The organism is Alkalibacterium indicireducens, from assembly GCF_039522005.1.
Taxonomy (GTDB): Bacteria; Bacillota; Bacilli; order Lactobacillales; family Carnobacteriaceae_A; genus Alkalibacterium; species Alkalibacterium indicireducens.
Genome location: NZ_BAAADA010000190.1, coordinates 1 through 12,442, shown reverse-complemented (window position 1 = coordinate 12,442; position 12,442 = coordinate 1). Strand labels below are relative to the sequence as shown.

The 12,442-nt window shown below is 44.3% G+C and carries 9 protein-coding genes; all 9 read right to left on the bottom strand.

What is annotated here, in order from left to right; translation table 11 throughout:
• Positions 1-18: 18 nt before the first annotated feature.
• The 9 genes from ligA to ABFX15_RS10320 all read right to left on the bottom strand — a co-directional run bounded on the left by ligA (position 19) and on the right by ABFX15_RS10320 (position 12,105).
• Positions 19-2,031 (bottom strand): NAD-dependent DNA ligase LigA, encoded by a 2,013-nt coding sequence (ligA, locus tag ABFX15_RS10360; RefSeq protein WP_346025340.1) that lies wholly within the window; start codon positions 2,029-2,031, stop codon positions 19-21.
• A gap of 36 nt (positions 2,032-2,067) precedes the next feature.
• Positions 2,068-4,320 (bottom strand): DNA helicase PcrA, encoded by a 2,253-nt coding sequence (gene pcrA, locus ABFX15_RS10355; protein ID WP_428830631.1) that lies wholly within the window; start codon positions 4,318-4,320, stop codon positions 2,068-2,070.
• A 181-nt stretch (positions 4,321-4,501) separates the two neighbouring features.
• On the bottom strand, positions 4,502-5,149 hold the full coding sequence (locus ABFX15_RS10350) for a GntR family transcriptional regulator (protein WP_346025338.1): 648 nt from the start codon (positions 5,147-5,149) through the stop codon (positions 4,502-4,504).
• 12 nt (positions 5,150-5,161) lie between these two features.
• Positions 5,162-6,280, bottom strand: coding sequence for an ATP-grasp domain-containing protein (locus ABFX15_RS10345; RefSeq protein ID WP_346025337.1), 1,119 nt, complete (start codon positions 6,278-6,280; stop codon positions 5,162-5,164).
• 18 nt (positions 6,281-6,298) lie between these two features.
• On the bottom strand, positions 6,299-6,874 hold the full coding sequence (locus ABFX15_RS10340; RefSeq protein WP_346025336.1) for a DUF2179 domain-containing protein: 576 nt from the start codon (positions 6,872-6,874) through the stop codon (positions 6,299-6,301).
• Positions 6,875-7,239: 365 nt separating this feature from the next.
• Positions 7,240-8,595 carry a hemolysin family protein gene (locus ABFX15_RS10335; RefSeq protein WP_346025335.1) on the bottom strand — a complete coding sequence of 452 codons (1,356 nt, stop codon included), beginning with the start codon at positions 8,593-8,595 and terminating at the stop codon, positions 7,240-7,242.
• Between the two features lie 104 nt (positions 8,596-8,699).
• Positions 8,700-10,763, bottom strand: a complete 2,064-nt coding sequence (gene pbp4, locus ABFX15_RS10330) for a penicillin-binding protein PBP4(5) (protein ID WP_346025334.1) — start codon at positions 10,761-10,763, stop codon at positions 8,700-8,702.
• Positions 10,764-10,781: 18 nt separating this feature from the next.
• Positions 10,782-11,480, bottom strand: a complete 699-nt coding sequence (locus ABFX15_RS10325) for a beta/alpha barrel domain-containing protein (RefSeq protein WP_346025333.1) — start codon at positions 11,478-11,480, stop codon at positions 10,782-10,784.
• A 25-nt stretch (positions 11,481-11,505) separates the two neighbouring features.
• Positions 11,506-12,105 (bottom strand): glycoside hydrolase family 73 protein, encoded by a 600-nt coding sequence (locus ABFX15_RS10320; protein ID WP_346025332.1) that lies wholly within the window; start codon positions 12,103-12,105, stop codon positions 11,506-11,508.
• Positions 12,106-12,442 lie beyond the last annotated feature (337 nt).

Genomic DNA, 12,442 nt, shown 5'->3' with positions numbered 1-12,442 from the left:
TCTCTTTTCTTTTCATTTTTAAATCTCCTCTATTACTGTTGTTTCATCGATAATCGGCACATCCAGACTTTCAGCCTTTGTCAGCTTGCTTCCAGCCTCTTCTCCAGCAATCAGGTAATCTGTATTTTTCGATACACTGCCGGTTACCTTTGCACCTAATTCGATCAGTTTTTCCTTTAACTCGTTTCGTGTAAAGTGTTCCAGCTTTCCTGTAATGACAACTGTTTTATCAGCAAACATGGAATCTGTTTTTACTTCTTTTTGTTTGATCCCTGTATAAGTCATACTTACTTCAGCTTTTTTGAGCTTGTCGATCAGGTCTTCTGCTTCTTCCAGCTCAAAAAACGAATGGATACTGTCTGCTATTTTTTCACCGATGCCTTCGATAGCTCTGATGGATTCCAATGACGCCGCCTTCAGATGATCGATCGATTCAAATTCTTCAGCCAGCAGTCGGGCTGCTTTAGATCCGACATGTCTGATTCCGAGTCCGAATATTAGTCGTTCAAGTGAATTGGACCTTGAAGCGTCAATGGCTTTAAGCATGTTGTCCGCTGATTTATCAGCAATTTTGTCCAGTTCAAGCAGTGCTTCTTTTTCAAGATAATACAAATCGGCTACGTCTTTGACCAAGCCTTTTTCGTAAAGCTGACTCACCACTCGTTCTCCCAGTCCATCTATATTCATAGCATTCCTGGAAACAAAATGGCTCAGTCGTTCTTTAGCCTGCGCACTGCAGGAAGGATTCATACATCTGAGGGCTACTTCGTCCTCAAGATGCATCAATTCGCTGTCACAGGCCGGACAATGTGTTGGAAAGACATAAGGCTCACTGTCCTCACTTCTCTCGTCCACATCTACTTTAATGACTTCGGGAATGATGTCTCCCGCTTTTCTGACCACTGCTGTGTCACCTAGTCTGATATCCTTTTCGATCATGAGATCGATGTTGTGCAGACTGGCTCTCTGAACAGTTGTCCCTGCCAGCTGAACCGGATCCATGATTGCTGTAGGTGTCACGACTCCAGTCCGGCCGACAGACCACACCACTTCACGAATCGTCGTACGGGCTTCCTCTGCCGGAAATTTATAAGCTATAGCCCAGCGTGGGGCTTTGACTGTATAGCCGGCTTTTTCCTGATTGACCAGTTCATTGACCTTGATCACGATCCCATCGATTTCATAGGGAAGTGATGTCCGTTTTTCCTGATAGTCTTCAATGAATGACCATACGTCACTCATCGAATCGAAAACTTTTCGCTCAGGATTGGTCTTCAGACCGAGCTGGTCAAGCATCGTTAATGCAGCATCCTGTGTGTCGACCGGCTGTTCCGATACGTTAGTCAGGGCGTATAAAAATACGCTGAGATTTCTTGACGCCGTAACTTTCGGGTCAAGATTTCTCAATGTGCCTGCAGCAGCATTACGGGGATTGGCAAAGACAGCCTCGCCCTGTTCTTCTCTTTTTTCATTTAATGCAATAAATGATGATTTCGGCATGTAGATTTCGCCTCTGGCTTCAAGCGTCAGGGGCTTTTTCAGTGTCAACGGAATCGATTTTATTGTCCGTACATTAGCCGTGACATTTTCACCCACAGTTCCGTCTCCACGCGTAACTGCCTGCTGAAGTTTGCCGTTCACGTATTTCAGCGAAACAGCCAGTCCGTCGATCTTCAGCTCACAGTGATAAGAATAAGGGGCATCTACTAGTTGAGCGACACGCCGGTCAAAGGCCATCAGCTCGTCTTCTGAAAATGCATTGTCAAGACTGAGCATAGGGGTGTCGTGAGCAACTTTTTCGAACCCTTCCAGCAATGTTCCACCTACCCTTTGAGTAGGAGAATTGTTCTGTATAAGTTCCGGGTAAGCCTCTTCCAGCTCAACCAGTTCGCGGTACAGCTTATCATATTCCTCATCAGGGATGGTTGGCTGATCCAGCACATAATATTCATGACTGTACTGATCCAGTTTGCTGACCAGTTCATCTACACGTATCTTGGCCTGGTCGAAAGATTTCTCATGAGACACCATGCTGATCCTTCTTTCTCTTATTGTATTTATATTACATTATACTTTCTCGATCGGGGCAAAACTGGCCAGAAGCGGCTTTATCCCGATACCTGGAAAAGCGATATCCAGCTGCAGGTCGTCTCCTTTTCCGCTGACCTTCACAACGGTACCGTCACCCCACACCTTGTGCTTCGCCTTGTCTCCAACGGTCCACTCCAGTTTTTCAGCTCCGCTGTTTCCAGTCGGATGCGATGAAATTTTCGGTGGCCTTGCACGTTTTGCAGTTTTAGCAAACGGATCATTGGCACTACCTCCAAATCCCTTGTACATGCCATTGGAGAAAGGACGGATCGTGTTTGATTCTTCACGCTCAACAGCTTCCGCATCGATTTCATCCAGAAAACGGGAAGCTCTATTTGACTGGACACGTCCGTAAAGCGTACGTGTTGATGCATTCGTCAGATAAAGTTTTTCTTCTGCACGAGTGATACCGACATAAGCCAGTCGTCTCTCTTCTTCCATTTCTTCTTCCTCCATCTCTGCTCTGGATAGCGGGAACAGCCCCTCTTCCATCCCGATCAGGAAGACGATCGGAAATTCAAGTCCTTTTGCTGCATGTAAAGTCATCAATGTCAGTTCACTAGTCGGTTCTTCTTCCAGATTATCAAGATCGGAAATAAGTGACAGGTCAGTCAGGAAGTCGATCAGGCTTTTTTCCTCCTGGTCCGATTCGTCATACTGATTAGTAACGGTCAGGAATTCCTGAATATTTTCTACCCGTGTTTCAGCTTCAAGTGTCCGCTCTTTCTTCAAAGTAGGCAGATACTCAGACTTATCCAGCACTTCTTGTGTCAGTTCTGTAATCGACAGAAACTCAGACATTTTGCGGAAATCCTGAATCATCATGGCAAAGCTTTCGACCTTTTTAGCGGCACGTGCCGGCAAGTTGATACTCGTCGCATTGAGCGCAGCATCGTACAGGCTCCAGCCCATTTCTTCCGCAGCAGCTGCCAGCTTGTCGACAGTCGTATTTCCGATGCCTCTTTTTGGTTCGTTGACCACTCTAGCAAAGCTCAAGTTATCTTTAGGGTTCGCGATCAGGGTCAAGTAAGCCAATGTGTCCTTGATTTCTTTACGGTCATAGAATTTATGTCCACCGACCATTTTATATGGGATATTCGTCTTGATCAGCGTTTCTTCCATTACACGTGACTGAGCATTTGTCCTGTACAGCACAGCAAAGTCCCCGTATTCTTTAGTCGGGTCACTTTCCATTTCTTTCTGAATCTGCTGAACGACGTATCTTGATTCTTCGTGTTCATTTCCGCCTCGGTAATAGACTACTTTGTCTCCACCGGCATTGTCTGTCCAGAGGTTCTTCTTCTTACGATTCAAGTTGTTGGATATGACTGCGTTCGCAGCTTTCAGAATGGTCTGTGTCGAGCGGTAGTTCTGTTCGAGCAGAACGACTTTCGCATCCGAGTAGTCCCGTTCAAAGTTCATGATATTTTCCATATCCGCTCCACGCCAGCCATAGATGCTCTGGTCCGCATCACCTACGACACATAAGTTACGCAGTCGACTAGCCAGGAGGTTGACGAGCTTGTACTGAGCATGGTTGGTATCCTGATACTCATCCACGTGGATATACTGGAATTTACTCTGATAATATTCAAGAACATCCTTATGCTCCTCGAACAGTCTGACAGTCAGCATGATCAGATCGTCAAAGTCGACCGTTTCTGACTGTCTCAGTTCTCTCTGATAATGAGTATAGCAGTCAGCAACTATTTTGCCGAAATAGTCGTGCGCTTCGTTGCTAAATGCTGCTGCATCCTGCAGCTTGTTCTTAGCGTTGCTTATTTCTCCAAGAATCGCTCTCGGATTGTATTTCTTCGGATCGATATTCAGTCGTTTAAGTATTTTCTTCATCAATGTGAGCTGTTCAGCTGGGTCAGCTATCGTGAACGATGAACTGTAGCCGATGCGGTCGATTTCTCTTCTTAAAATCCGTACACACATCGAATGGAAAGTCGAAACCCACACTTCGCTTCCGCCATGCTCGACCAGCTTGATTACTCTGCTTTTCATCTCCGACGCTGCCTTGTTCGTGAAAGTGATAGCCAGGATATTCCATGGACTGACGCCTTTTTCCTGAATCAGATAAGAGATGCGGTGGGTCAGTACTCGTGTCTTACCCGATCCTGCTCCTGCCATGATCAGTAAAGGTCCGTCAGTATGCTTGACTGCCTCTTTTTGCTTGGGGTTCATACCTGTTAATATATCGTCTCGCAGTACCACTTTCTTCATCCTTTCAAGTCTTCATACATTGTCTTATTATACAGAAAACCAGGGGCTCTTTCCACACCTCTATCATAGAGTTTGGACTTTCGTCATGTGGTGTTCGCCCCGTGGCAGCACAAAATCCCTTTGCCCGGCATATCCTGTCGGTTAAAGGGATTTTGTGCTTGCTCATGTATGGTGATTTAATTTAGTCAATGCCCTGAATCAAGTTGATCAGAAGCTGGTTGAGTAGAATCCTTACTTCTCGTCTTGCATAAACATAATTGTTTTCTCCAAGCAAATCTGAAATATTCTGATAGTGGGACAGTTTCACTTGACGACTTTCGTTCAATATCATCCGGGCATGACCATCAGCGCCATAAATCGAATGAAGAGTCTGGAGAATCGAGTGATTCATATATAGATTGTCGTGATTTTCCAGGACAGTCTTCCAGAACAGATTTTCCAGCTGTTCAAATTCTCCAGTTTTAGACTTTATAGTCTTTCGCATCTTTTCTGTCAGTATGGAAAAACGTCTGTGAGACAAATCTGTTTCAGACCGTTCCATGCTATATAGGACATGCTGAAACAAAGTCTCCAGATAATATAATCTGTCTTTCAAACCTTTCAAATCAATAGCGGTCTGCGCGACAAACACCCCTTTATTAGGAAGAATACTCACAAAACCTTCTTCTTCCAGACGTAAAAAGGCATTCCTGATAGGCGTGCGACTAACTTCAAGTACATCTGCGATTTCAAGTTCCTTGATCTGTCGTCCCTCAAGCCACTGGCTGGTCGTAATCTGATTTTTTATAAAATCATATGCTTTTTCTTCAACTTTTCTTCTTCGTACCATAAGCCCGTCCTCTTACTCAACAAATTCTCTTAATGTGTCTAGTGTGTCTCCTATATTGTCAGTTTCAATAGTTATATGGCCGCACTCATCAGTTGATGAGCTTCCCCTGTTATCATAAAATGTGTACTGCCAGTCCGGCTTGACTTGTGCCAATGTATAAGCTGACTGAAGATGCTTCTGCTTCACTGACTGCATGATGATTGCCCGGTCAACTGAGGTATCGATTCGCAGCGGCCATCCTGTTACAGCTTTAATGTGTGCATCGTATTGAGAGAAATTCAAGTAATTGAATGTATAATGGCATCCCCGATGTGGGTGTGCGACAATTTCATTGACATACAGTGCGCCACTTTCAATGCTGAACAGCTCAACGGCTATCACTCCTGTGAAGTCCAGCTGTTCGGCAATACTTATGCCGATACGTTCAACTTCTTTTGCAATATCATCACTTATCCGTGCAGGAGCAATTGAATGGTTAAATTCATTTCGTACGTATCTCAGTTCACACACCGGGTAAGTAGACAGTCTGCCCTCCTTGTCTTTGAGGATCCCCAGGCAGAGCTCCTTGTCGGCTGGAATCCATGCTTCAAGCACACACGTTCCATGTTTAAGAAACGGTTCTGCTGAGTCAATGTCACTTTCATCATAAAGGATCAGATGATCCTTGAACCGCTCATCAGCACTGTTTGCTTTAAGTACACACGGAAAGCCGATTCCATTGATGGCTTCTCTTATATCATCGAGCGAGACGATTGTAGCATAAGGTGCGATATTTACGCGCGCTGACTCCAGGAATGCCTTCTGCAGCATCCGATCCTGAGAAACAGATAGGATCTCTTCACCTTGAGGCACCGGAACAGCTCTCATCATCTTTCTAATTGCATCATTGTGGATAATTTCTGATTCATAGATAACTACATTGCTTTTCATTGCAAAATCGAGCAGTGCTTTCTCATCATTCAAATCAGCTTTCAAAAACCAGTCTGAAGCTGATTTTGCCAGACAGTCTGCATCCGGATCGATCAGTCCGACTGTATATCCAAGCTTTTTGGCTGACAAAGCAAGCAGTCTTGCTACACTTCCTCCACCTATTATTCCGATCGTACTTCCCGGTCGAACCCAGTTACTCATGTCACTTCACTCCAATTCTTACTCTTCAACGAACGGACTTTCCTGTGGATTATTCTTCACTTGAGCTTTATTATTTTTCATGCGTTTTGTCCAGAATCCGCCATTGATATACTTAGGTTCGTAAGATATAACAAACGCCTTCGGTTCAATTTCATGAATCAGCTTGTACAAGCCTCTTTCGTTGGAACGCGGAGTGAGGATTTCCAGAACAAACCGGTTGCCTTCAGGTCCGTAGGCTTGAGAAATCGTCACGCCATACCCGTTCCCGCGAATTTCTTCAGCGACATCCCAGCCATTCTCAGGTACGATAGTCGTGACGAGAATATAGCCTAGAGCCAATTTATCTTCTATTTTCATACCAGCATAAATACCAGCTCCGAATCCTACTGCATAGACAATGACATTGAATACATTATCCAGATTGTCCAGCACTAGTCCGAGCCCTACAACATATATGGCAACTTCAATCATGGCTACGAAAGGAGCCACTGACTGGCACCCTTTCATTGTCAGCATCAGTCTCACCGTGCTTAAAGTGACATATACGACATTGATGATAAATATTGCTGCAAGTATTCCCCAATTTAATCCCACTAATCGATTCCCTTTCTGCTTGTGATAATAAGAAAAGCTTCGAGTGCCGTTCAGCCTCGAAAAGAAAATACCTTAGTATCTGTTCGAGCTTCAGCTCTTACAGATATACTTGAGATCAACCGAGCGATAGCGAGTAGATGAAATTTAACCCCGAATTGCTGTGACTCTAGCATTTCCAATGCGTAGAGACAGAGTATCCGGCAGAAGAGCTTCCTGCCCAATGGGTTAATTTATCTTTTTCTCGAGAGGCTGGCACTTTAAGCTAGACACGCAATTAATCTTAACCTTTACAAATTAATAAGAATAGAGGCCAAGACAGCGAATCTGTCTCAGCCTGTTTCAAAGAGTACAGGTGAACGATCCCCTTATGACTCTTCTTCTGCTCCATTTGAATGTTGAGCATCTTCTGTTTCAGTTAATTTTTCAATGATCAGACTACTGATCCTTGATCCTTCCATCTTATCTACAGTCAGACGGAGCTGCTGTACTTCGATATAAGCCGACTCTTCTTCATCTGGAATACTGCCGTACTCTGTGATGAAATATCCTGCAATCGTGTCTACATCCTCAGAGTCGATGGTAGTGTCAAAGAACTCATTAAATTCATCAAGTGGTGTAGCTCCATCTACACTATAATGAATCTCGTCTATTTCTTCAATTAAATTGTTTGACTCATCATACTCATCATCAATTTCTCCAACGATTTCTTCCAGCAGATCTTCAAGAGTAACGATCCCGACAACACCACCATATTCATCGTTCAATATTGCCATCTGATTCTGTGTGCGTTTCATCTGAAAAATAAGATCGTCAATGTAAATCGTTTCAGGAACAAACAGCGGCTCGTTACTGATGGACTTTAAGTCGATCGAATAGAGGGGCTGGTTTTTCGATTCCTTAAGCAGATTCTTGACGTGAACGATACCCAATATGTTGTCTTTGTCTTCAAAGTACAACGGGACCCGCGAATGAGGGGTTTCAAGCATTTTCTGAATATTCTCCTCGTTCGGATCATCATAATCAAGCATGAATGCATCCGTTCTTGGCACCATTACCTCGCGGGCGATTTTATTATCCAGTGACAGAACACCCTTCAGCATTGAAAACTCATCAATATCGATGACTTCATGCTGATGACTGTGTTCAAGAAATGATCGGAATTCGTCTCTGGTGATAGCTTTCTCGTTCATTTTGAAGTTAATCGGCAGGAAGCGTTTAAGGCCTCTCAAGCTAAGATCCATCACCCATACAACAGGTCGCGTCACTGTACGCAGGACATAGACCATACCCGATAGTGCCATGGCTGTCTGGTCAGGATTCTGAGCAGCAATCGCTTTTGGCAGCTTGTCTCCCAGAAGAATAACGATTGGAGTCATGATCAGAGAACTGAACAGGACTCCAGTAGCCAGATTCTCAGTAAATGGAAAATCTGCTGCTGTGAAAATCAGACTCACAAAGTAGACAGCTGCTCCACTGATCAGTAAAGATGAGAGCATCAGGCCCACCTGAATAGTAGTCAGAAAAGCATCCGCCTGATCCAGTATTTTAAGGACGCGATTTGCTTTTTTATTGCCTTCTAAAGAACGCTCAATCATTTTATTGGGATTGATCGAAACAATTGCTATTTCAGCTGCAGACAGTATGCCGTGAACTGCAATCAGACTGATGATGATTATTATTGGCCCAATAAAGGGCTGTATACTCCAAGGGTCACTATTCATAACTTCTCCTTTGTTATTAAAAACCTTTCATACAAAAAACACAGTCAATATATCATATACACATCAGGGATACAACAAGTATTTCATCTTGTCACGAAACTGCCTTAATTGACGGCATAATCTGATATAGAGGGTTTGAGATTATCAAGGAATGTGTCAAACCGGTCAATGACATCTCCACTTCTCTGTCCTTCAAGAAAACCAACGAACGAGTAGGTCTGATCATCTGCATCAAACACATATAAAAAGCCGTTTGTATCGTTTCCTTCTTCTCCAGCGACTTCTGCTGTCCCTGTTTTTGCTCCTGTAGAGTGGCTCACATTCTGAAGTCCACGAGCTGTTCCATTAGGATGCATTACACTCTCTATCAGACCATCCCTTACAATACTGACAGATTCATCAGTGAACAGCTGATCACTATTTTCTCTCTGTTCATTTAACAGAACTGTCGGATAGGTCAGCCGCCCGTTGTTGACGACCGGTGAATAGAATACCAGCTGATGAATGAGGTTCATCAGGACTTGTCCCTGTCCATATGCTGTGTCAGCAAGAAGCGTTTCACCGTCAATGGTATCATCGTTAGCAAACTGTGCTGGTGTCATGTCAAAAGGAAGATCAAGGTTATCTCCAAAGGGGAGTTGATTTAGTGACTCAGTGAAGGCCTCTTCCCCCATATCCAGAGCTTCCATGGCAAAGTAAATGTTATCAGAATAAATTAGAGCTGTTGCGAGGTCGACATCGCTCACACTTTCACTGACTCTCGTAATGCTGTGATTTCCAAAACCTGGAAGATCAGGTGACCACTGCAGGCCTTCGATCCGGTTTGTTTCATCAGGATCGATTCCGCCGTCATCCAGAAGAATAAGAGAGGACAGGATTTTAAAGGTCGATCCGGGAGCGTATCGACTTGTATAGCGATTTACAAAAGGAGTGTTTTCATCATCCATGTAGCCAGAATATTCTTCAGCAGAAATACCTCTCGTGAAGGACTGCGGACTGTATGATGGTGCACTGACTAGAGCCAGCAGCTCACCTGTCAATGGATGCATAACCGCTCCTGCACCCGGTTCATTCTCAAATGAATCGAAGAGGTCTCTTTGAACATCACTGTCTATTGTCAGACGAACGGACTGTCCATTTTGTCGCTCGTTTTCTATGATGACTTCTTTTACTTCGTCACTGGTATCTACTATTGAAATCTTGCCTCCAGTATGTCCTCTGAGCTGAGAGTCAAAGACGGCTTCAAGGCCGGCTTTCCCTACGATCTGTCCGGATGCCAGGGTCGGATCTTCCTGAATGTCTTCAGCCGTCACTTCACCGATATAGCCAACGAGGTGCGCAGCTGCTTCATTTAAAGGATAGACTCTTTCACTGGTACGCTGATACCTTACCCCAGTCACTTCCGGAGTCTCACCTTCCTCAACTACTGTGAACGGCACTAGACTTTCATCTGTCACCCATGCCTGATTCAGCAGGTTCTCAAGATGGTCGACACTGACATCGAATGTCTCGCTGATTATGTCGAGATTAGTCGCTCGCTGGTCCCCTTCTCCAAGAGATGCCGGATACAAGCCAGCCTGATAGGCATCTCCTTCTCCAGCAAGAAGATTGCCATGCCGGTCATAGATCGATCCTCTATCAGGTTCTGTAAAGGACACACGTACGCTGTCCCCTTCTTCCATGCCGGGCAGTATAAGCGAGGGGGCCCACTCAAGTGTTATGTCGTCTTCCGTTTCCTGAATGACTGTCTCATATCTCAAGTCATCCAGACGCCCTAAGACGGTGTCCATGCGAAGCGTGTAAGTCAGTCTATACTGATCTGCTTCTTCATCTAGGAGAATCTCCTGATCCATAACAGCCAGATCATTTGCACCGATCCCCTGAAAAATCGTTTCATAGCGCTCGGCAAGTTCTTCTTCAGTATAATCAGATTCAGATACCGATTGAATTGATAATGTGGAAACAAAAGTATCAAAGTCGGATGCTGTTTTTGCTGTCAGGTAAGAGTCGACTGCAGCCTCCACGTCTTCCTGACGCTGTATCGCCCGCTGCTCTTCTCGCCAGTTTGTATAGACGATCCATCCTCCGACAGCCATAACGGTTCCGACTGCAATCCAGATCGATCGTCTGGTATTCCTGTTCTTTGGTGTTCTTCTGCTATTATTCAACTCAGCAACTCCTTCAAATCAGATTAGTTTTTCTTCTTCAAATCGGTCTTTTTCTCTTTCTCTGTAATCCATCATCTTGCGGCTGAACAGCTCACCATTTGATGGTGGCGTATAGGTTATTGCATTAGCTCCGGCATCGATGGTTTCGAGGATACTTTCATTTGTCGGACCGCCTGTCGCAATGATCGGAATGTCCGGATAAGCTTCTCTTAATTTTCTTACTATCTTGCTTGTTTTTGACGCACCGGATACATTGATGATGTCCACTCCAGCCTTGATTTTCTCTTCAATGTCCGTATACTCAGATACAACTGTAAGTATGATTGGAATGTCGATCACTTCGTTGATTTTCTCAATCGTATCAGTCGGTGTCGGAGCATTGATGACGACCGCTTTACATCCATGAGACTCGGCAAAGAGAGCCATATTAGCTGATCGGATCCCTTGGGTGGTTCCACCGGCTATGCCTGCCATGACGGGTATGGTTGAAACAGATGTAATAGCTTCAATAATCGCAGGATGCGGTGTAAACGGATAGACTGCCATGATCGCATCAGCATCGTTGTTCATGATCAGGGCAATGTCTGTAGTGAACATCAGAGCCTTGAATCGTTTCCCGTTGATCAGGATACCGCTCGATTTTCTGATGACTTCCGGTACTGCGATATAATCTTTGAATAAGTGCGTACGAACTTGCGGATATTTTTTGTCTGTCATAGTATTCCCTCTTTACTATATAATTTTAACGATCATACTGATCAAGATTGTATAATTCGACAATTTCTATCAGTTTGTCAGGATAGGTCGGATCGGTCGCATACCCTGATTTTTTCAGCGCATATGCAGCTTCTCTGTATGTGTCTGCTTCGATCACAGGCCTGTAGAGATCCGGGTTCCAGTTTGTACCCCCGGCAATAAGTTCCGCGTAATCCTCCACTGATTCCTGAAGTGAGTCGTAACTTCTGAATGAGGCCTGGATTTCTACCCAGTCATCTTCATACTCAAGTGTGGCATAAGCTGGCTGGCTTGAAGACCCTTTGATACCGAAATAATTCTGTTCGTTTAAAGCCAGTCCGCTTTGTCCCCAGTTTGATTCAACTATGGCCTGAGCAATGGTGATACTGGGCCAGATCCCGTGAGTTTCCTGCAGAGGCACAGCATATGCTGCCACTGTTTGAATAAACTCTGTTCTGTCTCCAGCAAATCCTTCGCTCTGTTCATCAGTCTGACTGCTATCGATCGAAGAAGCCAGTATGGCTAGAGTGCCTGTAAAGGTCAGAATGATCAGAACCGACCGTTGAAGCAAACTGGTTCGCTTGCGTTTACTTTTTTTCTTTACCACAATCGCTTCTCCTTTATCTCATTCTGCTTCCAGATCCTGTTTTTCAGCAATCGAATACATAAGTGGCCATCACGTCGTGAGTTAGGCTTGTATCAAATTTACTGCCAATACTCGTCCCCTCAATACTTCCAGTTTATTTTACCATAAGTTGTTTTAAGTCGATAGTAAGTGCAGAAGATTATCCTCCTCATTAAATGAAGAGACACCTAGGAAACTATAGATGCTCTATATAAGTGGATTTAGGGTTTTCTCTTTTGAGTTTTCCCTCCACTTATTTTCTTTTTTTAAATTTTTTCACATTTTTATGCTTATTACTTGACTTTTGGTTTTTGCCTAC

What these genes read in the sequence shown, in the direction of transcription:
- ABFX15_RS10335 (WP_346025335.1), bottom strand. Translation starts at nt 8,595, where the DNA reads ATGAATAGTGACCCTTGGAGTATACAGCCCTTTATTGGGCCAATAATA.
- pcrA (WP_428830631.1), bottom strand. Translation starts at nt 4,320, where the DNA reads ATGAAGAAAGTGGTACTGCGAGACGATATATTAACAGGTATGAACCCC.
- ABFX15_RS10350 (WP_346025338.1), bottom strand. Translation starts at nt 5,149, where the DNA reads ATGGTACGAAGAAGAAAAGTTGAAGAAAAAGCATATGATTTTATAAAA.
- ABFX15_RS10325 (WP_346025333.1), bottom strand. Translation starts at nt 11,480, where the DNA reads ATGACAGACAAAAAATATCCGCAAGTTCGTACGCACTTATTCAAAGAT.
- ligA (WP_346025340.1), bottom strand. Translation starts at nt 2,031, where the DNA reads ATGGTGTCTCATGAGAAATCTTTCGACCAGGCCAAGATACGTGTAGAT.
- ABFX15_RS10345 (WP_346025337.1), bottom strand. Translation starts at nt 6,280, where the DNA reads ATGAGTAACTGGGTTCGACCGGGAAGTACGATCGGAATAATAGGTGGA.